The organism is Sphingobium sp. BS19 (assembly GCF_027925545.1).
Taxonomy (GTDB): domain Bacteria; phylum Pseudomonadota; class Alphaproteobacteria; order Sphingomonadales; family Sphingomonadaceae; genus Sphingobium.
The window spans coordinates 259,635-283,321 of sequence record NZ_BSEF01000002.1 but is presented as its reverse complement, the minus strand read 5'-3'; the positions used below and the strand labels follow the sequence as shown (position 1 = coordinate 283,321).

At 60.3% G+C, this 23,687-nt stretch carries 26 protein-coding genes; 13 read left to right on the top strand and 13 right to left on the bottom strand.

The window, feature by feature from the left end; translation table 11 throughout:
- Window positions 1-515: 515 nt before the first annotated feature.
- The 5 genes from lepB to pyrE are packed head-to-tail and all read right to left on the bottom strand — an operon-like array spanning window position 516 to window position 4,268.
- Window positions 516-1,442, bottom strand: coding sequence for a signal peptidase I (lepB, locus tag QMG56_RS03685; RefSeq protein WP_281821216.1), 927 nt, complete (start codon window positions 1,440-1,442; stop codon window positions 516-518).
- Window positions 1,443-1,487: 45 nt separating this feature from the next.
- Window positions 1,488-1,889, bottom strand: a complete 402-nt coding sequence (gene acpS, locus QMG56_RS03680; protein WP_281821215.1) for a holo-ACP synthase — start codon at window positions 1,887-1,889, stop codon at window positions 1,488-1,490.
- On the bottom strand, window positions 1,886-2,614 hold the full coding sequence (locus tag QMG56_RS03675; RefSeq protein WP_281821214.1) for a pyridoxine 5'-phosphate synthase: 729 nt from the start codon (window positions 2,612-2,614) through the stop codon (window positions 1,886-1,888). Before QMG56_RS03675 ends, acpS begins: the two co-directional genes overlap by 4 nt.
- Window positions 2,615-2,616: 2 nt before the next feature.
- Window positions 2,617-3,663 carry a serine hydrolase gene (locus QMG56_RS03670; RefSeq protein WP_281821213.1) on the bottom strand — a complete coding sequence of 349 codons (1,047 nt, stop codon included), beginning with the start codon at window positions 3,661-3,663 and terminating at the stop codon, window positions 2,617-2,619.
- 26 nt (window positions 3,664-3,689) lie between these two features.
- Window positions 3,690-4,268, bottom strand: coding sequence for an orotate phosphoribosyltransferase (pyrE, locus tag QMG56_RS03665; protein WP_230187640.1), 579 nt, complete (start codon window positions 4,266-4,268; stop codon window positions 3,690-3,692).
- A 240-nt stretch (window positions 4,269-4,508) separates the two neighbouring features.
- Between pyrE and coxB the strand changes: the two genes are divergently transcribed.
- The 10 genes from coxB to QMG56_RS03615 all read left to right on the top strand — a co-directional run bounded on the left by coxB (window position 4,509) and on the right by QMG56_RS03615 (window position 13,318).
- Window positions 4,509-5,576 (top strand): cytochrome c oxidase subunit II, encoded by a 1,068-nt coding sequence (gene coxB, locus QMG56_RS03660; RefSeq protein ID WP_281821246.1) that lies wholly within the window; start codon window positions 4,509-4,511, stop codon window positions 5,574-5,576.
- 19 nt (window positions 5,577-5,595) lie between these two features.
- Window positions 5,596-7,272, top strand: coding sequence for a cytochrome c oxidase subunit I (gene ctaD / locus QMG56_RS03655; RefSeq protein WP_281821211.1), 1,677 nt, complete (start codon window positions 5,596-5,598; stop codon window positions 7,270-7,272).
- Window positions 7,273-7,386: 114 nt separating this feature from the next.
- Window positions 7,387-8,331, top strand: a complete 945-nt coding sequence (locus QMG56_RS03650) for a protoheme IX farnesyltransferase (protein WP_375713631.1) — start codon at window positions 7,387-7,389, stop codon at window positions 8,329-8,331.
- On the top strand, window positions 8,328-8,456 hold the full coding sequence (locus tag QMG56_RS03645; protein ID WP_281821210.1) for a hypothetical protein: 129 nt from the start codon (window positions 8,328-8,330) through the stop codon (window positions 8,454-8,456). Before QMG56_RS03650 ends, QMG56_RS03645 begins: the two co-directional genes overlap by 4 nt.
- Window positions 8,456-9,025, top strand: coding sequence for a cytochrome c oxidase assembly protein (locus QMG56_RS03640; RefSeq protein ID WP_281821208.1), 570 nt, complete (start codon window positions 8,456-8,458; stop codon window positions 9,023-9,025). The genes QMG56_RS03645 and QMG56_RS03640 overlap by 1 nt, the downstream gene beginning before the upstream one ends.
- A 57-nt stretch (window positions 9,026-9,082) precedes the next feature.
- Complete coding sequence (locus QMG56_RS03635; RefSeq protein ID WP_281821207.1) at window positions 9,083-9,913, top strand: cytochrome c oxidase subunit 3; 831 nt, start codon at window positions 9,083-9,085, stop codon at window positions 9,911-9,913.
- A 75-nt stretch (window positions 9,914-9,988) separates the two neighbouring features.
- A complete protein-coding gene (locus tag QMG56_RS03630) occupies window positions 9,989-10,369 on the top strand; it encodes a DUF983 domain-containing protein (protein ID WP_281821206.1) in 381 nt (126 codons plus the stop codon).
- The gene (locus tag QMG56_RS03625) at window positions 10,366-10,998 is read left to right on the top strand and encodes an SURF1 family protein (RefSeq protein WP_281821205.1); all 633 of its coding nucleotides are present in this window, start codon (window positions 10,366-10,368) and stop codon (window positions 10,996-10,998) included. Before QMG56_RS03630 ends, QMG56_RS03625 begins: the two co-directional genes overlap by 4 nt.
- 53 nt (window positions 10,999-11,051) lie before the next feature.
- Window positions 11,052-12,452 carry a threonine synthase gene (thrC, locus tag QMG56_RS03620; RefSeq protein ID WP_281821204.1) on the top strand — a complete coding sequence of 467 codons (1,401 nt, stop codon included), beginning with the start codon at window positions 11,052-11,054 and terminating at the stop codon, window positions 12,450-12,452.
- Window positions 12,449-13,318 (top strand): class I SAM-dependent methyltransferase, encoded by an 870-nt coding sequence (locus tag QMG56_RS03615; RefSeq protein WP_281821203.1) that lies wholly within the window; start codon window positions 12,449-12,451, stop codon window positions 13,316-13,318. The genes thrC and QMG56_RS03615 overlap by 4 nt, the downstream gene beginning before the upstream one ends.
- A 7-nt stretch (window positions 13,319-13,325) precedes the next feature.
- On the opposite strand, the gene QMG56_RS03610 is transcribed toward QMG56_RS03615, so the two are convergent.
- The 3 genes from QMG56_RS03610 to QMG56_RS03600 are packed head-to-tail and all read right to left on the bottom strand — an operon-like array spanning window position 13,326 to window position 14,979.
- A complete protein-coding gene (locus QMG56_RS03610) occupies window positions 13,326-13,973 on the bottom strand; it encodes a heme exporter protein CcmB (RefSeq protein WP_281821201.1) in 648 nt (215 codons plus the stop codon).
- The gene (gene ccmA / locus QMG56_RS03605) at window positions 13,970-14,575 is read right to left on the bottom strand and encodes a heme ABC exporter ATP-binding protein CcmA (RefSeq protein ID WP_281821200.1); all 606 of its coding nucleotides are present in this window, start codon (window positions 14,573-14,575) and stop codon (window positions 13,970-13,972) included. Before ccmA ends, QMG56_RS03610 begins: the two co-directional genes overlap by 4 nt.
- Window positions 14,572-14,979, bottom strand: coding sequence for a metallopeptidase family protein (locus QMG56_RS03600; RefSeq protein ID WP_281821198.1), 408 nt, complete (start codon window positions 14,977-14,979; stop codon window positions 14,572-14,574). The genes ccmA and QMG56_RS03600 overlap by 4 nt, the downstream gene beginning before the upstream one ends.
- Before the next feature lie 87 nt (window positions 14,980-15,066).
- Here QMG56_RS03600 and QMG56_RS03595 point away from each other — a divergent pair, with 87 nt between their 5' ends.
- Window positions 15,067-15,357, top strand: coding sequence for a 4a-hydroxytetrahydrobiopterin dehydratase (locus QMG56_RS03595; protein ID WP_281821197.1), 291 nt, complete (start codon window positions 15,067-15,069; stop codon window positions 15,355-15,357).
- Between the two features lies 1 nt (window position 15,358).
- Here the strand turns inward: QMG56_RS03595 and QMG56_RS03590 are convergent, their stop codons facing one another.
- Entirely contained in the window at window positions 15,359-15,601 is a 243-nt protein-coding gene (locus tag QMG56_RS03590; RefSeq protein ID WP_309298536.1) for a DUF2188 domain-containing protein, read from the bottom strand.
- Window positions 15,602-15,670: 69 nt separating this feature from the next.
- Complete coding sequence (locus QMG56_RS03585) at window positions 15,671-16,297, bottom strand: DNA-3-methyladenine glycosylase (RefSeq protein ID WP_281821196.1); 627 nt, start codon at window positions 16,295-16,297, stop codon at window positions 15,671-15,673.
- Between the two features lie 108 nt (window positions 16,298-16,405).
- On the opposite strand from QMG56_RS03585, the gene QMG56_RS03580 reads away from it, so the two are divergent.
- A complete protein-coding gene (locus QMG56_RS03580; protein ID WP_281821195.1) occupies window positions 16,406-16,723 on the top strand; it encodes a 2Fe-2S iron-sulfur cluster-binding protein in 318 nt (105 codons plus the stop codon).
- A gap of 110 nt (window positions 16,724-16,833) precedes the next feature.
- Here QMG56_RS03580 and rpoZ read toward each other — a convergent pair whose 3' ends face one another.
- Window positions 16,834-17,178 carry a DNA-directed RNA polymerase subunit omega gene (gene rpoZ, locus QMG56_RS03575; RefSeq protein ID WP_230187652.1) on the bottom strand — a complete coding sequence of 115 codons (345 nt, stop codon included), beginning with the start codon at window positions 17,176-17,178 and terminating at the stop codon, window positions 16,834-16,836.
- A gap of 105 nt (window positions 17,179-17,283) precedes the next feature.
- On the opposite strand from rpoZ, the gene QMG56_RS03570 reads away from it, so the two are divergent.
- Window positions 17,284-18,519 (top strand): phosphatidylserine/phosphatidylglycerophosphate/cardiolipin synthase family protein, encoded by a 1,236-nt coding sequence (locus tag QMG56_RS03570; RefSeq protein WP_375713630.1) that lies wholly within the window; start codon window positions 17,284-17,286, stop codon window positions 18,517-18,519.
- A gap of 56 nt (window positions 18,520-18,575) precedes the next feature.
- Here the strand turns inward: QMG56_RS03570 and gltB are convergent, their stop codons facing one another.
- On the bottom strand, window positions 18,576-23,096 hold the full coding sequence (gene gltB, locus QMG56_RS03565) for a glutamate synthase large subunit (protein ID WP_281821242.1): 4,521 nt from the start codon (window positions 23,094-23,096) through the stop codon (window positions 18,576-18,578).
- Window positions 23,096-23,641, bottom strand: coding sequence for a DUF2059 domain-containing protein (locus QMG56_RS03560; protein WP_281821193.1), 546 nt, complete (start codon window positions 23,639-23,641; stop codon window positions 23,096-23,098). Before QMG56_RS03560 ends, gltB begins: the two co-directional genes overlap by 1 nt.
- Window positions 23,642-23,687 lie beyond the last annotated feature (46 nt).

The window sequence follows — 23,687 nt, the reverse complement described above, 5'->3', positions numbered from 1 at the left end:
CATGGGTAGTAAGGCAATCCTCAAAGCCATCGCGACCTAAAGGCAAGGCTGCGCCCAACTCGCGGCAATGCGGTTTTGTGAAATGAACTCCCTTCTCAAAAACACCGTTCCAGCGTTTTCACACGGCCTGGGTCGCTTCTCGCCTCTCCTCATCACCATCCCCACCAATTTTCCCTGTCCTACACACGCCCGCTTCCGCTACACCCCACCCATACTCCAGGCCAACGCCCTGCAAGCACGTCCATGCCTTGAAACCCCTCGGCCCTTCGGGTCGACCAGCCGGGTGGCATAGGGCGGCATTGATGCTGAGGTTATTACGCAGCGGGTATGAGAGCGCGGGGATGGCAGCGCCCCAAAGCTGCACGCGACCACGGGGGACCGGCTGGCCCGTATGTTCTGGTTACTCTGCGCGCACTTTCCTCACCCCATTGCAGCATCCATCGACCGAGCCAAAGGATGCAACTGGGGGGCGACGTAGTGAGGCCTTTGAGGCTTTCCGCGAAAAACGCGGCGGCTTATTCGGGGGTCGCGGTCGCCGGACGCAGGCTGTTGCCGGCACGCCCGCTGCGCAGGGCGGTGATCCAGCTCAGGGGATTGAGACTGGCCGTGCCGTCCAGCGAGAAGGTGATGAACTCCGCGCGCCCGCCAATGGCTTCCCAAGGCACCGGACCGCCCAGACCCTTTTCCTCCAGAGTCGCACGGCTGTCCGCGCTGTTGTCGCGATTGTCGCCCATCAGGAACACATGGTCGGCGGGAATACGCACCGGCCCATACCAGTCGAGCGAACGCGATCCGACGTCGATGATCTTGTACGTCTTGCCATTGGGCAGTGTCTCTTGCTTCACCGGCAACTCGCACCAGCTTTTGCCGTCACGATCCTGCACCAGTGCGCCGGGGAATTGGTCGGGCGGGCAGGGGGCATTGGCATCGACGGGGATGCGCAACGGCGGGATCCATTTCTGCGGGACGGGCGTGCCGTTCAGGATGACGATGCCGTCGCGCACTTCAAGGATGTCGCCGGGCAAGCCGATGACGCGCTTGATATAGTCCTCTTTGCGCGCCTGCGGCGTGACGATCACGATGTCGCCGCGTTCGGGTAACCGACCGAAAATGCGACCCTTGATGAAAGGCAACGGATGAAAGCTGGGCGATACATAGGACCAGCCAAAGGGATATTTGCTCACCACCAGCCGGTCGCCGGTCAGCAGCACCGGCATCATCGACTCAGAAGGGATATAGAAAGGCTTGGCAACGAAACTGTGGAACGCCAGCACCGCGGCGATCAGCACGAAGATGCTCTTGAACTCCTGCCACCAGTCCACCCGATGGTGCGCTGGTGTGCCGTCTTCGGGGCCGGAACCCTGTCCTTCGTGGCTGGGTGCCGGATCGAAGTCCAGTGTCTGACCGGAGTCGTTCCCCGCATCCATATGCGCTGCCGTCATCTGCGTCCCTTGAGCTATGTGTCGCGCGGGTCTTGTCTGTTGCCCTTATTGGGGCAAGGCTTCGATAATTACAAACGCCTGCGCCCATGGATGATCGTCCGTGAGCGTCAGATGAATGACGGGCCGGTGGCCTTCGGGAATAAGCGAAAGGAGCCGCGTCTGCGCGCCGCCCGTCAGGTGGAGGGTAGGTGCGCCGGACGGTCCGTTGACCACCCCGATATCGCGCATGAACACGCCAGCCTTGAACCCGGTTCCAACGGCTTTGGAGAAGGCTTCCTTCGCCGCAAACCGCTTCGCCAGCGTGCCTGCCTTGGTGAACGGACGCCGCGCGGCCTTGGCCCGTTCTATGTCGGTGAAGACGCGCTGTTCGAACCGTTCACCGAACCGGTCGATAGACTGCTGTATCCGCTCGATATTGCAGAGATCGGAGCCGAGACCGATGATCATCTTGCGGCGTCCATATGCCGCCGCATTTCGCGGATGCTGGCGGCCAGCCCATCGAAGATCGCTTCGCCGATCAGGAAATGGCCGATGTTGAGTTCGGCGATCTGGGGGATGGCGGCTATCGGCCCGACATTGTCATATGTCAGGCCATGCCCCGCATGGGGTTCGATCCCGTTCTTCATCGCCAGCGCCGCCGCTTCGGCGATCCGGCGCAATTCGTCGGCGCGCTCCTGCTCCTCGACATGCGCGTACCGCCCGGTGTGGAACTCGACGACCGGCGCTTTCAACCGGATGGCGGCGTCGATCTGCGCAGCGTCCGCCTCAATAAACAGGCTGACGCGGATGCCTGCTGCGTTCAGCGCATTTATGACCGGCGCGAGCGTGTCGAATTGCCCCGCAGCGTCCAGCCCGCCTTCGGTGGTCCGTTCCTCGCGCTTTTCCGGCACGATGCAGGCAGCATGGGGTTTGTGGCGCAAGGCTATGTCGAGCATTTCCTGCGTCGCTGCCATTTCAAGATTGAGCGGCACGGTCAGCGCCGCCATTAGCGCGCTGATATCCTCATCGCGGATATGGCGCCGGTCTTCGCGCAGATGTGCGGTAATGCCGTCCGCGCCAGCCTCGACGGCCATCAATGCAGCCTTCACCGGATCGGGATGGGCGCCGCCGCGGGCATTCCGGATGGTCGCCACATGATCGATATTGACGCCCAGGCGCAGATAATCACTCATTTTCATGTCTCCGTGCAGGCGACCTGTTGCAGCAGGTCGTGCGAAAAGCCTTTGCCTGTCCATATCTCGCCGAAATCGAACGTCTCGCGATTCGTGAAGGCGATCACGAACAGTCCCAGATCCGGCAGAATCAGATTGCGCACCTGGAAGTCGCCGATCCCGCCGCGCCGCTCGACGATCCGCACCGGCGCCTTGCACCCTTTGACGGGAACGGAGAAGACCCATTGCCCCAGCGCCATATAGCCCAAGGCCGGATCGCCCGCCCACAGCGTATCGCGCGCCTTGGCAGGCAGGAGCTTGCCGTTCAGAAGCGCTCGGTCGAACGCCAGCATGTCGCGTGCCGTTCCCGCCAATGCACCGGCGCTGCCATAGCGGGGGAGGGCCGTGACATAAGCGGGCGCTGCCGGGACCATGTCCGCCACGGCCTTGCCCTCCAGCATGGCTGCGCTGCGCAGTTTTACAGGCCGCGCGATCTTTTGCCGGAAAAGCGTATCGAACGGCGTGCCCGCCACCTTTTCCAGCAAAGCGCCCAGCACGATGTAATCGCAATTATTATAGCGCCAATCGCCACCCGCCGCAGCGCGTCCGCCAAGGCACCAGTCCAGCCCCGTGGGCCCACCCCAGTAAAAGGACGGCGTCCCCCGCGCATCCTTCGGCGAGTCATCGGGATTGCGCAGCCCTGCGCGATGCTGGAGCAATTGTCGCACGGTCGGCGGCGCTATGGGGCCAGCGAGGGCGGGCAGATAGTCGGCAGCGTTCCGATCCAGGTCGATCCTGCCCTCAGCCACTTGCTGCATGACCATCGTGGCCACGACTTGCTTTGTGACGGACGCCCACGGCCATATCTGCGTGGCGGTAAAACGCTCATCCGGTGCGAGGGAGCCAATCGTCCCTGCGCCCTGTTCGCTCAGTATGCGGTTGCGATCCGCGACCAGCACCCAGCCATCGAATTGGGCGTCGGCAGCAATGCGGCTGATCGCTTTGTCGATCGGTACATCCGCTGACGCGGCTCTCGGAAGCGCGAGGCCTAAGCCAAGGGGCAGGAGCAAGAAACGCCCGCGCCGCACTTCTATCGCTACTTCCGACTGCCGGGCTTGGTGGTGGGGATTGCTGCCAGTTCGGGCGGCAGCGTGTCGGCATCATATACCGGGAAGTTGATGCTGACCAAGGGATAGAAGGGAACGCCCAGATCGGCTGCGCCCGCCGAACGGTCGACCAGTGCAGCTTCAGCGATCACGACTCCGCCATCGGCCGTCACGGCTTCCATCGCCTGACGCGAGGAAAGGCCAGTCGTCACGACATCCTCGACCATCAGCACCTTCTGCCCCGGTTTTAGTGCGAAACCGCGCCGGAATTCGAAAGTGCCAGTCGGGCGTTCAAGGAACATAGCATCCACCGCCAGCGCGCGACCGACTTCATGCCCGATGATCACGCCACCCATTGCAGGCGACACCACCACGTCGATCTCGTTGCGAAGCTCGCGGGGCAATGTCTGTACCAGCGCTCGCGCCAGCATGCCGGCGCGTTCCGGGTTCATCAGAACCCGTGCGCACTGAAGGTAATTGCCGCTGTGCTTGCCGGAGGACAAAACGAAATGCCCTTCCAGCAACGCTCCTGCCGCCCTGAATTCGGCCAGCACTTCTTCGTCGGTCATCTGCGCTTTGTCCCTTTGGCGCGGGCTATCGCTGCGACCTTTTCCGGTCTGCTGTGCCCCCTCAGTCTCGCGCTGGCAGATAGGGGGCGAAAGGCCGCGTTGCAACAGCGAAGAAAATCAGCTTATAGGTGCTTGAGGCGTGGAATAACCATGCCTATAAGCCGCCCCGAGCAAGACCTTCCCGGACCCTATGTCTGGAGGGTGGTCGGCTGTCAGGGGTTACAGGGTGTCGAGACGCTTATGAAGATGGTGAAATCGGTCGTACTTGCAGGATTGCTGGCGTTTGCGCCGGTTTTGGGGCATTCGGCATTGGCTCAGGATAATGCAGTTGCCGCGCCTGCAGCAACTGCTGCAGCGACGCCCGCTGATTCGGCGGCTGCCGGAAACTCAGCCGAAGCTGCGAACGCAACGGACGCTGCGCCTGCCGCAGCAACCGTTGCCGCTCCGCCGCGCATGAAGCCGACCTTGGGCATCGGTATGCCGAAGCCGGGCGAATACACGCTGCAAGAGCAGTTCACTTCGACAGGTCGTCAGGCGCGCTGGCTCCACGACATCATGCTGCTTCCGATCATCGTGATCATCTCGGTGTTCGTGTTGTTGCTGATGCTCTGGGTCATGTTCCGCTATCGCCAGTCGGCAAACCCCGTTCCTTCGAAAACGGCCCACAACACCACGATCGAAGTGCTGTGGACAGTCCTTCCGGTCGTCATCCTGCTGGCAATTGCGGTGCCCTCGATCGGCCTGCTTGCCGACCAGTATAAGCCAGCGCCCAAGGATGCGTTGACCGTGAAGGTGACGGGATATCAGTGGTATTGGGGTTACGAATATCCCGATGCCGGTATTCCTGAATTCGTTTCGAATATCCTGTCGCCTGAAAAGGCGCTGGCAAATGGTGAGCCCAATTTGCTTGCGGTAGATAATCGCCTCGTTCTCCCCGCCGGTCGCCCGATCAAGCTGATCATCACCGGTTCGGATGTGATCCACAGCTTCGCAGTTCCTTCGCTTTGGGTGAAGATGGATGCGGTGCCGGGTCGTTTGAATGAGAAGAGCTTCACCATCGATAAGCCAGGTGTTTACTACGGGCAGTGCTCGGAGCTTTGCGGTGCACGCCACGGTTTCATGCCGATCGCTATAGAAGCGCTGCCACCTGCAGAGTTCGACCAATGGGTTCTGTCGCAGGGCGGCAAACTGGCCGGTGCTACCGCCGCACCGGCAGGAGCGTCGGGTCCGCAGCAGGGCAGCGTTCTACCGGGGCCGCCGGAAGGTGCGCCTGCCGCTGCGCCCGCAGCCGCGCCTGCCAAGATTTGATGCAAGGGGTCCGCACGTCATGACAACCGTTACCGCAACCCCGGATGATTTTTCCGGATCTCACGCACACCACGACGATCATGCCGATCACAAGCCGGCATTTTTCGCGCGCTGGTTCATGTCTACCAACCACAAGGATATCGGTACCCTCTACCTGATCTTCGCGATTATCGCGGGGATCATCGGCGGTGCCATTTCAGGCCTGATGCGCGCAGAACTGGCGCAGCCGGGCGTTCAGTATCTTCAGGGCTGGGCATCGATGATGTCAGGTGATCAGACGACGCTGGATCAGGCCTACCATCTTTGGAACGTGCTGATCACAGCGCACGGCCTTATCATGGTGTTCTTCATGGTCATGCCTGCGATGATTGGTGGCTTCGGCAACTGGTTCGTCCCCATCATGATCGGCGCGCCCGACATGGCGTTCCCGCGCATGAACAACATTTCGTTCTGGCTGCTGGTGCCTGCATTCCTGCTGCTTCTGGGTTCGACCTTCGTTCCGGGTGGCACGGGTAATGGCGCTGGCACGGGCTGGACGGTTTATGCGCCGCTCTCCACGAGCGGTTCTGCTGGTCCGGCCGTCGATCTTGCGATCCTGTCGCTGCACATCGCTGGCGCCAGTTCGATCCTGGGTGCGATCAACTTCATCACAACCATCTTCAACATGCGCGCGCCGGGGATGACCCTGCACAAGATGCCGCTGTTCGTATGGTCGGTGCTGGTTACCGCATTCCTGTTACTTCTCGCACTTCCGGTTCTGGCTGCTGCAATCACCATGCTGCTGACCGATCGTAACTTCGGTACGACGTTCTACGACGCAGCCGGTGGTGGTGATCCGGAACTGTATCAGCATCTCTTCTGGTTCTTCGGCCATCCCGAAGTGTACATCATGATCTTGCCCGGCTTCGGCATCGTCAGCCAGATCGTCTCGACCTTCAGCCGTAAGCCAGTCTTCGGGTATCTCGGCATGGCTTATGCCATGGTCGCGATCGGTGCTGTCGGATTCGTTGTGTGGGCGCACCACATGTTCACGACCGGCATGTCGGTCAACGTCAAGATGTATTTCACGGCCGCAACGATGGTGATTGCGGTGCCGACCGGCATCAAGATCTTCTCGTGGATCGCGACGATGTGGGGTGGCTCGATGAGCTTCAAGACCCCGATGGTCTGGTCGCTCGGCTTCATCTTCATGTTCACCGTCGGCGGTGTGACCGGTGTGGTCCTTGCCAATGGCGGCGTCGATGACGTGATGCACGACACCTACTACGTCGTGGCCCACTTCCATTATGTGCTGTCGCTGGGCGCCGTGTTCGGCCTCTTCGCTGGCTTCTATTACTGGTTCCCGAAAATGTCGGGGAAGATGTACAACGAAGTCCTGGGTCAGCTTCACTTCTGGGTCTTCTTCATCGGCGTGAACGTCCTGTTCTTCCCGATGCACTTCCTGGGCCTGTCGGGTATGCCGCGTCGCTACCCCGATTATCCCGAAGCCTTTGCTTATTGGAACAAGATCGCCAGCCATGGCTATGAAATCATGGTCGTCGGCATGGGCTTCTTCTTCGTCAACCTGATCTGGTCGCTCGCTGCGGGCAAGAAGGCTGGGGACAATCCTTGGGGCGAAGGCGCAACGACGCTGGAATGGACTTTGTCCAGCCCGCCGCCCTTCCATCAGTTCGAAACCGTACCGACGATCGACTGACGGCTTTGATGATCGAATGAACGGTGTCCCGGCAAATGTTGGGGCACCGTCAGTCTGGGCAAATGCCTGGACTTTGGACCCCGGCCATGTGTCGGGGTGACGTATGAGGAACAGATGGCCAGTTCGCCGATAGACCTGACGGGTAGCAATGCAGTGCCGATGATCGGTTCGAGCGTTGCCGTGCCTGCGCACTGGCGCGATTTTCTGGCACTCACCAAGCCGCGCGTGATGACCTTGGTCGTATTCACTGCACTATGTGGTTTGCTGGCAGCGCCCGGCAATATTCATCCGGTTATCGCGTTCACGGCGATCCTGTGCATCGCCGTAGGAGCGGGGGCAGCAGGCGCGCTCAACCAGTGGTATGAAGCCGACATCGACGGCATGATGAAGCGCACCGCCAAGCGCCCGCTTCCGGCCGGACGCATGGACCGCCAATCGGCCTTGCATTTCGGCGTTGGCTTGTCGGTGTTCTCCGTCGTGCTGATGGGGCTTGCGATCAACTGGCTCGCTGCTGGCATTCTTGCCGGATCGATCCTGTTCTATGTCGTCGTCTACACCGCTTGGCTAAAGCCGCGCACCGTGCAGAATATTGTGATCGGTGGTGCCGCAGGTGCTTTCCCGCCGGTTATCGGCTGGGCCGCTGTGACGGGTGATGTTACCGCTTTGCCGATTGCGCTGTTTGCCCTCATCTTCTTCTGGACGCCGCCACATTTCTGGGCGCTCGCGCTGTTCGTAAAGATGGATTACCAGAATGCGGGAATCCCCATGCTGCCTGTGGTGGAAGGCGAAGTCTCAACGCGGCGGCAAATCTGGTTTTACACTGCGATCATGGCTGCGGCAGCGATGGCTCCCGTGCTGTTGCGCCTCACCGGACCGATCTACGGCACGGTCGCATTCCTTTGCACCGCGATTTTTGCCGTCATGGCGTTTCAGGTCGGGCATCGCCGCGAAAGCGATCCAGCCAAGATGCTGCCTGAAAAGCGGTTGTTCAAATTCTCGATCCTGTATCTGTTCCTCTTATTCGGCTCGCTGGTCGTCGATCGTTGGGTATTCGCATGACGCCTGAAGAACAGAAGGAAATACGCGCCCGACAGAAGTCGCGTGCTATCGTGACGGGCCTGATTTTGGGTGGGCTGGTCCTGCTGTTCTACGCGATTACCATCGTGAAACTGGGCGCGCAGTAATGGCGACGGCCCCGCATCACACTCTTGCCGATCGCAACCGTCGCACGATGATAGTGATGGCTATCATCGCAGCCGGAATGTTGACGCTGGGTTTCGCGTCCGTGCCTCTGTATCGGATGTTCTGCGAACGGACGGGCTTTGGCGGCACCACGCAGCGCGCGTCGGCTGACGTTGCGGTTACCAAGGCCGTGGGCCACACGATGTCGATTCGCTTCGATTCCAATGTTTCACCCAGTCTGCCGTGGAAATTCTATCCGGAGCAGAAGACCGACACGGTCACGGTCGGCGCACGCGACATGCAGATATTCATTGCGAAGAATCTGTCGGACAAGCCGATAACCGGCACAGCGACCTTCAACGTGACGCCGACGCAGGCGGGTGCGTATTTCACGAAAATTCAGTGCTTCTGTTTCACGCAGCAAACGCTGCAGCCGGGGCAGGAAGTCCGAATGCCGGTCCTCTATTATGTGGACCCGAAGATCCTGAACGATCCCGATAACAAGGACGTGCAGGAAATAACCTTAAGCTACACCTTCTACCCGGTTGAGAACGGGAAAAAGCCGAGCTAAGGGATTTTTAAGCAGCCCATCGCCGACATGGCCGCAAGCAACAGGGAAGATGATACGATGGCAGGCGCCAAGAACCACGATTACCATATTCTCCCGCCGGACATCGTGCCGTTCCTCGGGTCGATGTCGGCACTCGTCATGGCATTCGGTGCCGTGTCGTGGATGCACCCCGATTCGATGCCTGCACATGGTGGCTGGATTTTCCTGATGGGTTTGGCCGGTGTGCTGTACACGATGTATAGCTGGTGGTCGAAAGTGATCGCTGAGGCGCATGCTGGCGATCATACGCCGGTCGTTCAGCTTCATCTGCGTTACGGCATGATCCTGTTCATCGCCTCGGAAGTCATGTTCTTTGTGGGCTGGTTCTGGGCTTTCTTCGACTTTTCGCTGTTCCCCTCGGCTCTTGCGCCGATCGACGGACTGTTCCCGTCGAAGGGCATCGAAGTCATGAATGCCTTCGAATTGCCGCTACTCAACACGCTGATCCTGCTGTGCTCGGGTACGACCGTAACCTGGGCGCACCATTCGCTGATCCATGGTGATCGCGATGGCCTGAAAAAAGGTCTGTGGGCAACGATCATCCTGGGCCTGCTGTTTTCCAGCATCCAGGCTTATGAATATGCGCACGCGCCTTTTGCCTTCGGTGGGACGCCCTATAGCTCGGGCTTCTACATGGCGACCGGTTTCCACGGTTTCCACGTTCTGGTTGGCACGATCTTCCTGATCGTGTGCCAGATCCGCGCCTATAAGGGCGATTTCACGCCGCGTCAGCACTTCGGTTTTGAAGCGGCTGCATGGTACTGGCACTTCGTCGACGTCGTGTGGCTGTTCCTCTTCGTCGCCGTATATGTCTGGGGTGGCTGGGGCGCTCCCATCCACGCAGGATAAGCTGGCTTAACATGATACAGATGCTCTCCCGGTGATCGGGAGAGCCGGAAACCAGAGAAGCGGAGACACCGGGCCATGCCCAAATCGGACCCGCATCTGTTGATCCAATCGGCAAAGGGTCTGTGTCCGCAATGCGGGGCGCAGACCCTTTTTGCTGGCCCCATCCGCTTTGCACCGAATTGCCCAGCGTGCGGTCTGGATTACGCGCAATTCAACGTGGGCGACGGTCCGGCCGCCTTCCTGACCATGATTGTCGGCGGCGTCATCCTGGCGCTGGCGCTTGTGCTGGAGTTCAGGGTGCATCCGCCGCTCTGGTTGCACCTCGTCTTGTGGACACCCTTGATAATCGCATTGGTGATGGGATCGCTCCGCGTTGCGAAGGGCGCTCTGCTGATCCTCGAATATCGTAACAAGGCACGCGACGGTAAAATCGTCCCGGCGGAAACCAAGCCATGATCCGTCGCCTGCCTATGATCCCCACGATTATCGTGCTCCTTGCGGTTGTCACGATGATCGGCCTGGGTGTCTGGCAATTGCAACGCAGAGGAGAGAAGGAAGCGGCGATTGCGGTCCTTCGCGCCAACCCTGCAAAGCCTTCCGTCGCTTTTCCCAAGCTGCCGCCGGTCGATCCGGAACTGATGTTCCGCAAATCTTCGGTCCAGTGCCTGCGCGTTGTCGGCTGGCGTCGGGAAGCGGGGCGTGCGGCAGACGGCACTACCGGCTATCGCCTCATTGCAGAGTGCGCGACGGGTGCCGAAGGGCCGGGGGCTTTGATCAATGTCGGGGTGTCGCCGAAGATCGATGCCAAGCCGCAATGGTCGGGAGGGCGAGTCGAAGGCTGGATATCGCAAGAGCCTGACCATCGTTCGCTGCTTTCGCGCGCCTTTGGTCACTCGATGCCACTACGCCCGATGCTGATCGCACGAGCGCCGGCACCGGATCTTAAGCCAGCAGTGCCGCCGCATGTAGAGGATATTCCCAACAATCATCTTGCCTATGCGGTGCAATGGTTCCTGTTCGCGGGTGTCGCGCTGATCATCTATGGCATTGCAGTTCGTAAGCGATTGGCGCCTGCAACGCTCTGACGACGGCTAAAGCCTTGCCCTCAAGGGCTGTGGCCGCTACCGCGCCAACCACTATGCAATATGTCAGCACCAGGGGGCGCGCGAAAGCGCTGGGTTTTGAAGATGTGACGCTGGCGGGCCTTGCGTCCGATGGCGGTCTCTATGTGCCGGAGGTGTGGCCGCAATTCTCGCAAGCCGAAATCGCGGCGCTCGCGGGGCTGTCCTACGTTGAAACTGCGGTGAAGGTGATGGCGCCGTTCGTCGCGGGTTCGCTGACGGAAGACGAACTGCGTGACCTTTGTACAAAGGCATATGGTCGTTTCAGCCATCAGGCGATCACGCCGCTGGTACAACTGGATCATCGCCACTGGCTGCTGGAGCTGTTCCACGGCCCCACGCTGGCTTTCAAGGACGTGGCGCTACAATTGCTTGGGCAACTGTTCGAGCGTTTCCTGTCCCGTCGCGACGATCATTTGACCATCGTCGGCGCGACATCCGGCGATACCGGATCCGCGGCGATCGATGCCGTGGCAGGGCGTGATAAGATCGACATCTTCATGCTCCATCCCGAAGGCCGCGTGTCCGACGTGCAACGCCGCCAGATGACGACCGTGCGAGCACCCAACGTCCACAATATCGCCATTTCCGGCAGCTTCGACGATGCGCAGGCGCTGGTGAAGCGGATGTTCAACGACACGGAGTTTTCCACCCGCTTCAATTTGTCGGCGGTGAACAGCATCAACTGGGCACGGCTGATGGCGCAGATCGTGTATTATTTCTATTCCGCCGTTCGTCTGGGTGCGCCCGAGCGTCCGGTTGCCTTTGCGGTGCCTACTGGCAATTTCGGCGACGTGTTCGCAGGCTATGCCGCCGCGAAGATGGGCTTGCCCGTCGCGCGCCTCATCGTCGCCACCAATGTCAACGACATTCTCCATCGCGCTCTTGCCGATGGCGACTACAGCCAAGGCACCGTCGTACCCACCGCAACGCCGAGCATGGACATTCAGGTCAGTTCCAATTTCGAGCGGTTGCTGTTCGATGCAGGCGGCCGCAACGGCGTCGCGCTGGCCGAGCAAATGGCGGGTTTCGAAGCGAGTCGCGCCATGCGCCTCACCAATGCGCAGCGCGAAGGTGCATCGGCGTTGTTCCGGTCCGCACGTGTCGACGCCGAAGGCATGGGGCTAGCGATGCGCTGGGCCTATGAAGGGGCGGCGCAGATCATCGATCCGCACACGGCGGTCGGTCTGGCGGCTGCACGCGCTGACGATCTCGATCCGACGATCCCCGTCGTGACATTGGCGACCGCGCATCCGGCCAAGTTCAGCGATGCGGTCGAGCGTGCCACCGGAACACGTCCGCCGCTGCCTGCGCGTGTAGGCAGCCTGTTCGACCGGGAAGAAGCCTATAGCAAGCTGCCCGGAACGTTCGAGGCGATCACGGCCTATGTCGCGGACCACGCGACCCCACGGACATGACGCTCGATACGCTGATCGGTGAGCCATGGGCCGACTACGGCCTGCTGGACTCGGGTTATGGGCGTAAACTTGAGCGTTACGGTAGCTATCGCTTCATCCGTCCGGAGCCGCAGGCAATGTGGGCGCCCGCCACTGCGGATTGGACAGCCGATGGCGAATTCATCCCCGGCTCGGATGATGAAGGCGGCGGTCGCTGGTACTATGAAAAGCCGGTGCCGAAGGATGGCTGGCCGCTAAGCTGGGACGACGTGACGTTTCAGGCAAGCTGCACCCCGTTTCGGCATCTAGGCTTCTTCCCCGACATGGCGCCAGTCTGGACGTGGATGCGCGAACGGGTCGCCGACAAAGCGGAGCCACAGGTGATGAACCTGTTCGGCTATACCGGGGTAGGTACGCTCGCCATGGCCTCAGCCGGTGCGCAGATGGTGCATGTCGATGCCTCCAAGAAGTCCGTGTCGGCGGGTCGCGCCAATGCCGAATTGTCGGGCATGGCGGACAAGCCGATCCGCTGGATCGTGGACGACGCCGCCAAATTTACGGCGCGCGAAGTCCGTCGCGGGCGACGCTATGACGGTATCCTGCTCGATCCGCCCAAATATGGACGCGGCCCTGATGGCGAAGTCTGGCGTCTGGAAGAGGACTTGCCAAAGCTCATCGCCGATTGTCGTCAGTTGCTGGATGCCGACAGCCGTTTTCTGTTCCTGACGGTATATGCTGTTCGGATGTCCGCATTGGCGCTGAAGGAATTGCTCAATCAGGCGTTCTCGGATTTGCCGGGGAAGGTGGAGGCAGGAGAGCTGGCCGTTCGAGAAGAAGCGCGCGGACTGGCACTTCCTACGGCGATTTGGGCGCGCTGGTCGCTCTAGGCGGCCGTCACTCTCGCCCCGCGCGCATCGCGGCCCCGGCGGCAAAGGGTGTGATACCCACGAGCAGAAGTGAGCAGGCCGCGAGTAGCTTAAGCGCGCTGCTGCTTTGATCCCCTAACGATCCCGCGCCGAAGATAAGCAAGGGTACAGCGAGCGGCAGGGCCAGCAATCCGGCAAGGGCACCGCTCGATCGTAGACCCGACGTCAGTGCGCTTACTAGCAAGCCCAACGCGGCCAAGGCAGGTGTGCCGAGAAGTAATCCGACCTCCAGCGTCAGTATCGTCGCGCCATCCAGCTTGAGCAGAGCAGCGGCAGGAAGGACGGCGACCATGAGCGGGGGACCGAAGCCTATCCAGTGGGCAATGAGCTTTGCGATCGCGATGCTTTCATCCCCTATGCCGCGTAAGACGAATTGATCGAGAACGCCGCTATCACGATCCGGCGCGACGAGCCTGTCCACGGGAAGCAGGCTCGCCAAGAGGGCGGCTATCCACAACATGCCGCCGCCGGTTCTGGCCAGCACCGCCGCGTCCGGTCCTACGGCAAAGGGAAAGAGCGCAGCGACGAGCAGCAGAAACGCAACGGGCAACCATAGCCCGCCGGATTTCCACGCCAGCGCGGTATCGCGTGCAATCAGGCGGGGCAGGGCGCTCATGCCTCCGTCTCGATTGGCCGATAGGCGGCAATGTCGATGTCTTGCGCACTTGGCAAAGGCAGCGCCTGATGTGAGGCCGCCAGGATGATCCCGCCTGCAGCCAGATGTGCCGCCATCACTCCGCCCAACATTTCGACAGAGGCGGTGTCCAGCCCATTGGTCGGTTCGTCCAGCAGCCAAATGGGGGCGCCGCTGATCACGACGCGCGCGAGTACTGCCCGCTTGCGCTGGCCCGTGGAGAGCATACGCACTGGGACGTCGGTAAGCCGTGTCATGTCGAGCGCGGCCAGTGCGTCGTGTACCGCTCGCTCGTCTACGCCGTCTATCTTCGCCCAGAAGGCCAAGGCACGCGCCAAGGTTGCTTGCGTATCGAGCGAGAGCGATTCGTCGCTGAGCGCCATCGTTCCCTCATGGCTGATGGTACCCGAAAAAACGGGCAGCAAGCCCGCTACGGCGCGGATGAGGCTCGACTTGCCGGTGCCGTTGGGGCCACGCAACACGGCGCTGTCCCCCGGGCCGAGTGCCACAGTAACGCCGGTCAGCAGCATTCTCCCGCCGCGCAGGCAAGCAACGTTCGACAGGCTAAGTGCCGCGATGCTCATGCCGTGACCATCTCTTCCAGGCTGTGCATATCCTCGTCCGACAATCCGAAATGATGTCCGACTTCGTGCACAACGACGTGCGCAATGAGTGCTTCGAGCGACACGCCAGTCTCCACCCACTCATCGAGCAATGGGCGGCGATACAGGTGAATGGTCGGTGGAAGATCGCCGGTCTGTTCGGTGTCGCCGATCGGTCGGCCGGAATATAGACCGGTCAATGCGAAAGGATCGTCTATCTCCATTTCCATCAATATCTGTTCGTCAGCAAAATCTTCGACAAACAGAACAACGTTCGAGAGATGTTCGGTAAAGGGTGAGGGCAGGCGCGATAGGGCCGCAAGGGCAAGCGTCTCTATATGCGCAGCATCGGGCGCAAAGCTAGCCTGTTGACCTTGATCGTTCATCGCTGCGACATAGGACAGTATATCCCTTCGCGCCATATCCCTCGATACAGGGGGCGGGCGTGTTCCCGAAACAGGATACTTTACGATATGGTCGGAAAACTGGACGATACCCTGCGCGCCATTGCACTCAACGACTTGCCGGAATGGACCACAGTTGTGGAACCTGATGGCATATCGCGCAGCCTTTCCTTTGGCAGCTTTGTAGACGCCTTCGGTTTCATGACGCGAGTCGCGATCCTTGCCGAGAAAGCGGACCATCACCCAGAATGGTCGAATGTCTATAACCGGGTCGATATCTTGCTGACGACCCATGATGCGGGCGGGCTGTCCCAAAGAGATATCGATCTGGCCAAGCAGATCAACGCGCTACTGGCTTAAGCTAATCGGTCTTCTGCTCATCGGCTTTGGGGGCGCTGGCCCACAGCGGTTCGAACGACGCGCCCGCCATCAAAAGAGCAGAAGCAGGATAACCGGCGGCATCGGCTTTTTTGGCCGTCTCGATCGCCATCTCCACTGCGATCTCTTTCGTCCTGAACGGCCCATAATAGCGATTGTCGAGATTGATCTTCCATTCGCCGTCATGATTCATAACGATGTATCGGGCGGGGGGCAAAGTCATCATGGCACCTTTTGTTTCTAGCTTGTTCTTAAAGGTGGTGCGTCCCGCTGGAACGGCAAGGGGGGCGGTGTGTCAGCCCAGCACGTCCATTCTCGTGTTATAGTGGTGCCACGCCATGATGGCTGCCGCACCGCGATGCGGGCGCCAGCGCTCTGCAACCTCCCGAACCATTTTTTCGCTCGGGCGTTCGGGCCAGCCCAATATACGCCCGATCTCAATCTGTACGGCCAGGTCGCCTGCGGGCCAAATGTCGGGCCGCCCCTCTGCAAACAACAGGTAAATCTCGGCCGACCATCGCCCGATACCCTTCACCAAAATCAGGCGGGCAATGGCCTCCTCGTCATCCTCAGGCAATGCATTCAAGTCCAGCGTGCCGGATAGGACCAGTTCGGCCAAGCTGCGGGCATAGCTTTGCTTTTGGCGAGACATTCCGCAGGCGCGTAAGGCGTCATAGTCGCGCGACAACAATATTTCGGGTGCGCAGCCCACGCCCAGTTCCGACTCCAGCTTGTTCCAGACCGACGCGGCAGCCGCGACGCTTACCTGCTGGCCGACGATGGTCCGCAGCAAGGTTTCATAGCCCGGCTCGCGGCCCCGTGGCGGCGGATAGCCGACCCTGCCCAGAGCGGCGGCGAAGCCCGGTTCTATGGTTGCCAGCGCATCTATACTTTCGCGAATTTGCTCGGGGCTGGATACCACGGATTAACTTTCCCAATCTGCGCCCGGTGCGCATCAAAAATGCGTGTGAGCCTTGATTTCCTTGCTGCCAACCGCAATAGGCGCTGCAAGACTTTAGGGAGTGCGTATATGCCGAAGCTGATTGTGGTCAACCGTGCGGGCGAAGAGAAGTCCGTTGAAGGCGATACGGGCCTGTCCGTGATGGAAGTCATCCGCGACAACGGGTTTGACGAGCTGCTGGCGCTCTGCGGTGGATGCTGCTCCTGTGCGACATGCCATGTATATGTCGATCCGGCATTTGAGGCAGCGTTGCCTGCGCTGAGCGAAGACGAAGACGATCTGCTCGACAGTTCCGATCATCGTAACGAAACCAGTCGCTTGTCCTGCCAGCTTGTCCTGACAGATGCGCTGGAAGGCCTGAAGGTAACGATTGCGCCTGAAGATTGATTTTCGAAGTTTGTTGCTAAGCGAAGCGACAGATCAATAAAAAACCCGCCTGCGACACTATCGCAGGCGGGTTTTTTGCATCCTCTCCGATGCAGTTATACGCGACTGGTTCAGCCGTCGTAATCGCCGCCGATATTCTGGTTGCGCGGCGGTGCAGCGGCGGTGAGACGCAAGGCCTCAGCCGATTGCGACAGCGAACCGATTTCGTCTGGCGTATCGTCGTCGTCGATCTGAACCTTCTGCAGGCTGCCGATCAGCGAATCATGCAATTCATGCGGCAAGACGGTCTCGTCCGCGATTTCGCGCAAGGCTACGACCGGGTTCTTGTCTCGGTCGCGGTCGACGGTCAATTCGGCACCGCCGGAAATTTCCCGCGCGCGCTGAGCGGCGAGCAGGACGAGGTCGAAACGGTTGGTAACCTTGTCGACGCAATCTTCGACAGTAACGCGGGCCATCGGGCCTCCTGAATCTGTTGATCTTATTGGAAGGCGGAACCGCTAGCAGCGACCGGCAAACAAGTCAATGAAACTACGCTCTGGGGTCAAAAGTTCGGCAAGCCTATGGCAACGGCCCTGAAAACAGCGCATGAAATGCCGATGGACGCCACAAGCGCAAGGATCAATCCCCAAGCCGACCATCAGGCGGCATGTACGCTGGAAGGCAATCATGTTGCGGTTATAGAAGACGGGCCGGATTTGCAGGCGGCTCTGCTCGATTTGATCGAGAGCGCGCATACCAGCCTGAAGCTATGTTATTATATTTTTGAAAGCGATGCGAGCGGCCAACTGGTGCTTGGGCGGCTCATCGCGGCTCTGGAGCGCGGCGTGAAAGTGACGCTGATGGTCGATGCGTTTGGGGGAGCGAGTGCGCGACCCGGCTTCTTCGATGCGCTGGTAGCAGCAGGCGGACATTTCGGCTGGTTCGGTGCGCGCCGTTCCACCCGCTACCTCATCCGCAATCATCAAAAACTGGCCATAGCCGACGATACCCGTGTGCTTATCGGCGGGTTTAATGTCGGTGACGCCTATTTTTGTAGCGGGAAAGACTGCTGGCGCGATCTGGGATTGTCGCTGGAAGGCCCGCAGGTTGTACACATGGTGCGATGGTACAGTGAACTGTGGCGGTGGACCGCCAGCCGAAAGCAGAGTTTTCGTATGTTGCGGGCGCTTGTGCGGCGTCGGAGATTACGCGCCGGGGCATCGCCTGACGTGCCGTTCCAATGGCTGATCGGTGGCCCGACGCGGCGTTTGTCGCCATGGGCGCAAGTCGTGAAGCGCGATCTTGACCTTGGTCGTCGCCTTGACATGATCGAAGCCTATTTTTCGCCGGGGCAGGGTATGTTGCGGCGGATCAAACGGTTTGCGCGCCGCGATGGCGCACGGATCATTTTGCCCGCAAAGTCCGACAATGGCGCGACTATTGCAGCGTCTCGGCTTCTATACGGGCCGCTGCTCAAACGAGGCATCGGCATTTACGAATATCTGCCCTGCAAGCTTCATATGAAACTCGTTGTCATCGACAACACCGTCTATATCGGCTCCGCCAATTTCGACATGCGCAGCCTGTTCCTCAACCTGGAACTTATGCTGCGCATCGAAGACGCCGGTTTTGCAGCGCAGGTGCGCGATATGATTGACCGGCGGCAGGCGGAAAGCGAGCATATCACGCCGGAAGTGCATAGAGCGCGACGAGGGCCGCTGACATTGCTTAAAGGCTGGATCAGCTATCTGCTCGTCGGGGTGATGGATTATACCGTGACGCGCGGCCTCAATTTCCGCGATCCGAACGCGGACTAAGATTGCCCGGTAAGTCGTTCGCCCTGAGATACCTCAGAACGAACGACTTTCAGATTTCATTCTGCCGCTACGGCGGCTTCCGCATCGCTCAAAGGGTGCTGCAGGCGACTGAGCATTTCCTTCGGACACACCTGCCAGAAGTGTCCGCGCCAGCGATCCCAGTCATCGAGGATGGTATGCGACCAGCGACTGTCGGTGCGTACGGCATGTTCTGCGATGAGAGCCTTGAGCACCGCTTCCCAATGCGCACTGTCCAGCCGTTGCCAAACGATGCCTTCGGGATTGGCGCGCGCCGGGAAGCTGCCGTCTTCGTCGAGGATAAAGGCCATGCCGCCGGTCATGCCTGCACCGAAGTTGGCGCCCGTCGCCCCCAGGATTACGGCCGTTCCGCCTGTCATGTATTCACAGCCATTGGCGCCGCATCCTTCGACAACGACCTGCGCGCCGGAGTTGCGGACAGCAAAGCGCTCGCCAGCCTGCCCTGCGGCGAACAACTTGCCTGCTGTTGCGCCGTACAGCACCGTGTTGCCAAGGATCGTGTTATCCTTGGTCACCAGCGGAGAACTCACCATCGGGCGTACAGAGATGATGCCGCCTGACAGGCCCTTGCCGACATAATCGTTGGCGTCCCCGAAGACTTCCAGCGTTATGCCCTTGCACAAGAATGCGCCGAGCGACTGCCCCGCCGATCCGCGCAGGCGAACAGTCAGATGGCCGTCGTTCAATGCGGTCATGCCGAACTTGCTTGTGACTTCCGAAGACAGCCGCGTGCCGACCGCACGGTGCGTATTCCGTACGGTATAGGTGAGCTGCATCTTCTCGCCACGCTCGAACACGGCCTTAGCATCGTTGAGCATTTGCGCGTCGAGGCTGTCGGGGACGGCGTTGCGATAGGTCGATAGACTGAACCGGCGTTCCTCATCGCTGGCGTCGACCTTTGCAAGGATCGGGTTGAGATCGAGATCGTCGAGATGCTCTGCGCCGCGACTGACTTGCTTGAGCAATTCGGTGCGACCGATGACCTCGTCCAGACTGCGGAAGCCAAGCCGCGCGAGGATTTCGCGCACTTCCTCGGCGATGAAGGTCATCAGGTTGATGACCTTTTCCGGGGTGCCGGTAAACTTGTCGCGCAGGCGCTGATCCTGTACGCACACGCCCACGGGGCAGGTGTTGCTGTGGCACTGGCGCACCATGATGCAGCCCATTGCGACGAGGCTGAGCGTTCCGATTCCGAACTCTTCCGCGCCCAATATCGCCGCGATCACGATGTCGCGCCCGGTCTTGAGGCCGCCATCGGTACGCAGCCGCACCCGGTGGCGCAGGCCGTTGAGGGTCAGCACCTGATTGGCTTCCGACAGGCCCATTTCCCAAGGCGTTCCAGCATATTTGATGCTGGTCTGGGGGGATGCACCGGTGCCGCCGACATGGCCCGCGATTAGGATGACGTCGGCATGTGCTTTTGCCACGCCCGCCGCGACTGTGCCAATCCCGGCCTGGCTTACCAGCTTGACGCAGACGCGCGCGCGCGGGTTGATCTGCTTGAGGTCATAGATAAGCTGAGCCAAATCCTCGATCGAATAGATGTCGTGATGCGGCGGTGGGGAGATCAGCGTCACGCCGGGCGTCGAATGGCGCAGCTTGGCGATGAACTCGGTGACTTTGAAACCCGGCAACTGGCCGCCTTCGCCGGGCTTCGCACCTTGCGCGACCTTGATCTCCAGCTCTTCGGCTGCGCCCAGATATTCGGCATGAACGCCAAAGCGGCCCGACGCGATTTGTTTGATGACCGAGTTGGCGTTGTCGCCATTCTGATAGGGCTTGAAGCGGTTAGCGTCCTCGCCGCCTTCGCCGCTGACGGCTTTCGCGCCGATCCGGTTCATGGCTATGGCCAGTGTTTCATGCGCTTCGGGTGAAAGCGCCCCAAGCGACATGCCCGGCGTTACGAAACGCTTGCGGATTTCCGTGGTGGCTTCGACTTCGTCGATGGCCACCGCTTCGCGGGCGAAGTTGAATTCCAGCAAGTCGCGCAGATAGACGGGCGGCAAGTCGCGCACGCCGCGCGAGAATTGCAGGTAACTGGAATAGCTGTCGGTCGCGACGGCGGTTTGCAACAGATGCATGAGTTGCGCGGAGTAAGCATGGCTTTCGCCGCCGTTCCGCTGGCGGTAGAAGCCGCCGATGGGCAATTTCACGATCGCGGCATCATAGGCCGCTTCGTGGCGTAGGATCGCATTATAGTGAAGCGAGGCGTAGCCTTCGCCCGATATCTTGGTAGGCATGCCGGGGAACAGATCGTTGACCAGCGCGCGCGATAGGCCGACGGCTTCAAAATTATAGCCGCCCCGATAGGAGCTGATGACCGCAATGCCCATCTTGGACATGATTTTGAGCAGCCCTTCGCAGATCGCAGAGCGATAGCGTTCGATTGCGTCGTCCTGTGTGATCTCTCCAAACAGACCGCGCGCGTGGCGGTCTGCAATACAGGCTTCTGCCAGATAGGCGTTCACTGTCGTCGCGCCGACACCGATCAACACCGCGAAATAATGCGTATCCAAACATTCGGCTGAGCGGACGTTAATGGATGCGTAAGAGCGCAGCCCCTTGCGGACTAGATGCGTATGGACTGCGGCTGCTGCCAGCACCATCGCAATGCCCACCCGATCCGCACTGACGGACTCGTCGGTCAGGAACAGTTCGGTGTGCCCTTCGCGCACGGCCTGCTCGGCTTCTTCACGGATACGAGCGATGGCAGCGCGCAACTGCTCCTGTCCGCCGGCCGCAGGGAAAGTGCAGTCGATTTCGGCAACTGCGGCGCCGAAATGCGCCTTCAATTGCGTCCATGCCTTGCACGTCAAGACCGGCGCATCCAGTACCAGCACATGGCCCTGCTGCGCGTCGTCCTCCAGGATGTTGGCGAGGTTGGAGAAGCGTGTCTTCAGGCTCATCACATGCCGTTCGCGCAACGGATCGATGGGCGGATTGGTAACCTGACTGAAGTTCTGGCGGAAGAAATGGCTGATGGTACGCGGTTTGTCCGAAATGACGGCAAGCGGCGTATCGTCGCCCATCGATCCGATGGCTTCCTTCGCATCCTCGACCATGGGGGCCAGGATCAGTTCAAGATCTTCCAGCGTCATGTTCGCGGCGACTTGACGCCGGGTCAGTTCCGCCTTGTCCCATGACGGCAAGGCGTCAGGGGCAGGGGTGGGCAAGTCTTTCGCGAAAAGGAAATCCTTCACATAGTCGGCATAAGGCCGCTCGGAAGCGATCCGGTCCTTGATCTGACGGTCGTAATAGAGTTCACCTTCGGCCAGATCGATAGCGATCATTTCGCCCGGACCCATGCGGCCCTTGCGCAGCACCGTGGTTTCCGGAACCACGACCATTCCGGTTTCGGACCCCACGATCAGCAGATTGTCGGACGTAAGCGTATAGCGCAGCGGGCGCAGCGCGTTGCGGTCTACCCCGGCCACGACCCAGCGGCCATCGGTCATCGCCAGCGCAGCGGGGCCATCCCACGGTTCCATGACCGACGCGAGATAGTTGTACATGTTGAGATGCGATTCGGGCGTGTCGGCACCGCCTTGCCATGCTTCGGGAACGAGCATGATCTTGGCCGTGGGCGCGTCGCGGCCTGCGCGGCAGATTGCCTCGAACACGGCATCGAGCGCGGCTGTATCGGATGCACCCGCCGGGATGACCGGTTTGATGTCTTCGGACTGCTCGCCGAAGGCCAGCGAGGCCATCTTGATCTCGTGGCTCTTCATCCAGTTCTTATTGCCGCGGATCGTGTTGATCTCGCCATTGTGGGCAAGCGTGCGGAACGGCTGGGCCAACCACCATTGCGGGAAGGTGTTGGTCGAATAGCGCTGATGGAAGATCGCGACACGGCTTTCGAACCGCTCATCCTGCAAGTCGGGGTAGAAGACCGAAAGCGATTCCGCGAGGAACAATCCTTTGTAGATGATCGAGCGGCAGGACAGTGAGCAAACATAGAAATCGTTGATCTGCGCAGCAACGACCTTCTTCTCCACCCGGCGGCGGATAAGGTAGAGATCCTTTTCGAACTCGGCCATGTCGCGCTCTTCGGGCATCGGCCCGGCGATCATGATCTGCTCGATTTCCGGGCGCGTGCGTTGCGCCTTGTCGCCGATGACGGACACGTCAACCGGCACCTGGCGCCAGCCGTAGATCTTGTAGCCGGCGTCGATCAGTTCACTTTCGACGATAGTGCGGCAGGTTTCCTGCGCCGAGAGGTCCGTGCGCGGGAGGAAGACCATGCCGACCGCGAGGCGGTTGGGCAGGGGCTTATGCCCGCTGTCGGCAATCGCATCGTCGAAGAAGCGGACGGGCAGATCGACATGGATGCCCGCGCCATCGCCAGTCTTGCCATCGGCATCCACGGCACCGCGATGCCACACGGCCTTGAGCGCATCGATGGCGGATGCCACTACGCGACGCGAAGGCTTGCCATCGGTCGCAGCGACAAGGCCAACGCCACAAGCGTCGCCCTCAAAATCGGGGCGATACATGCCGGTTTCGGCAAGGCGGAGGCGTTCGGATTCCATGTGGTCCATCATTGCGTGACCTTCTTCGAGTCTAAGCCGATGAGCGCTTCCAAGCGCTGCCGTTCGGCTGGGGTGAGATCCTTGTAGGTCCGCGGCTTAGGCAACGTTCCCATTTCGGTTACGGACTTCTGCAAGATCTCGGGCATGGCTCGCATCATCTCGGGTATCATCGCCTGTACCTTGCCGAGGTAATGAGGGTCGGCGGCTAATTCCATGAAGCCGCTGCCGAACTTGGCGCCGGTGGACGTTTTCATGAAAGCACTAATCTCGCCCAGCTCTGCTGCATTGTAACGGCTGGCGAAGGCCTCAGCCATGCCTTCCCGCATGTCAGGCTCAAAGCGGCCCATGAACTGGCCGAGGGCAGGCATCATGGTATTGAGCATGACATCCATACGCTTGCGGAAATTCGGATCCAAGATCGCCATGATCTCCTCAATCGTAGCAGGATTGAGTGCATCAGCCTTGTCCGCTTCCATACCGCCCGCTTGGAGCAGGTCGCGGATGGGCATTTTTGTGAAGCTGTCCATCATCGGTGCCATGATCTTCTGCATCATCGGACCCATCATCCTTGCCATCGTCCCGTCAGGAAGGATGATCGAA

What these genes read in the sequence shown, in the direction of transcription:
- lepB (WP_281821216.1), bottom strand. Translation starts at nt 1,442, where the DNA reads ATGACGGCAGCGCATATGGATGCGGGGAACGACTCCGGTCAGACACTG.
- acpS (WP_281821215.1), bottom strand. Translation starts at nt 1,889, where the DNA reads ATGATCATCGGTCTCGGCTCCGATCTCTGCAATATCGAGCGGATACAG.
- QMG56_RS03675 (WP_281821214.1), bottom strand. Translation starts at nt 2,614, where the DNA reads ATGAGTGATTATCTGCGCCTGGGCGTCAATATCGATCATGTGGCGACC.
- pyrE (WP_230187640.1), bottom strand. Translation starts at nt 4,268, where the DNA reads ATGACCGACGAAGAAGTGCTGGCCGAATTCAGGGCGGCAGGAGCGTTG.
- coxB (WP_281821246.1), top strand. Translation starts at nt 4,509, where the DNA reads ATGAAGATGGTGAAATCGGTCGTACTTGCAGGATTGCTGGCGTTTGCG.
- ctaD (WP_281821211.1), top strand. Translation starts at nt 5,596, where the DNA reads ATGACAACCGTTACCGCAACCCCGGATGATTTTTCCGGATCTCACGCA.
- QMG56_RS03650 (WP_375713631.1), top strand. Translation starts at nt 7,387, where the DNA reads ATGGCCAGTTCGCCGATAGACCTGACGGGTAGCAATGCAGTGCCGATG.
- QMG56_RS03645 (WP_281821210.1), top strand. Translation starts at nt 8,328, where the DNA reads ATGACGCCTGAAGAACAGAAGGAAATACGCGCCCGACAGAAGTCGCGT.
- QMG56_RS03640 (WP_281821208.1), top strand. Translation starts at nt 8,456, where the DNA reads ATGGCGACGGCCCCGCATCACACTCTTGCCGATCGCAACCGTCGCACG.
- QMG56_RS03635 (WP_281821207.1), top strand. Translation starts at nt 9,083, where the DNA reads ATGGCAGGCGCCAAGAACCACGATTACCATATTCTCCCGCCGGACATC.
- QMG56_RS03630 (WP_281821206.1), top strand. Translation starts at nt 9,989, where the DNA reads ATGCCCAAATCGGACCCGCATCTGTTGATCCAATCGGCAAAGGGTCTG.
- QMG56_RS03625 (WP_281821205.1), top strand. Translation starts at nt 10,366, where the DNA reads ATGATCCGTCGCCTGCCTATGATCCCCACGATTATCGTGCTCCTTGCG.
- thrC (WP_281821204.1), top strand. Translation starts at nt 11,052, where the DNA reads ATGCAATATGTCAGCACCAGGGGGCGCGCGAAAGCGCTGGGTTTTGAA.
- QMG56_RS03615 (WP_281821203.1), top strand. Translation starts at nt 12,449, where the DNA reads ATGACGCTCGATACGCTGATCGGTGAGCCATGGGCCGACTACGGCCTG.
- QMG56_RS03610 (WP_281821201.1), bottom strand. Translation starts at nt 13,973, where the DNA reads ATGAGCGCCCTGCCCCGCCTGATTGCACGCGATACCGCGCTGGCGTGG.
- ccmA (WP_281821200.1), bottom strand. Translation starts at nt 14,575, where the DNA reads ATGAGCATCGCGGCACTTAGCCTGTCGAACGTTGCTTGCCTGCGCGGC.
- QMG56_RS03600 (WP_281821198.1), bottom strand. Translation starts at nt 14,979, where the DNA reads ATGAACGATCAAGGTCAACAGGCTAGCTTTGCGCCCGATGCTGCGCAT.
- QMG56_RS03595 (WP_281821197.1), top strand. Translation starts at nt 15,067, where the DNA reads ATGGTCGGAAAACTGGACGATACCCTGCGCGCCATTGCACTCAACGAC.
- QMG56_RS03590 (WP_309298536.1), bottom strand. Translation starts at nt 15,601, where the DNA reads ATGATGACTTTGCCCCCCGCCCGATACATCGTTATGAATCATGACGGC.
- QMG56_RS03580 (WP_281821195.1), top strand. Translation starts at nt 16,406, where the DNA reads ATGCCGAAGCTGATTGTGGTCAACCGTGCGGGCGAAGAGAAGTCCGTT.
- rpoZ (WP_230187652.1), bottom strand. Translation starts at nt 17,178, where the DNA reads ATGGCCCGCGTTACTGTCGAAGATTGCGTCGACAAGGTTACCAACCGT.
- QMG56_RS03570 (WP_375713630.1), top strand. Translation starts at nt 17,284, where the DNA reads ATGGCAACGGCCCTGAAAACAGCGCATGAAATGCCGATGGACGCCACA.
- gltB (WP_281821242.1), bottom strand. Translation starts at nt 23,096, where the DNA reads ATGGACCACATGGAATCCGAACGCCTCCGCCTTGCCGAAACCGGCATG.
- QMG56_RS03560 (WP_281821193.1), bottom strand. Translation starts at nt 23,641, where the DNA reads ATGATGCAGAAGATCATGGCACCGATGATGGACAGCTTCACAAAAATG.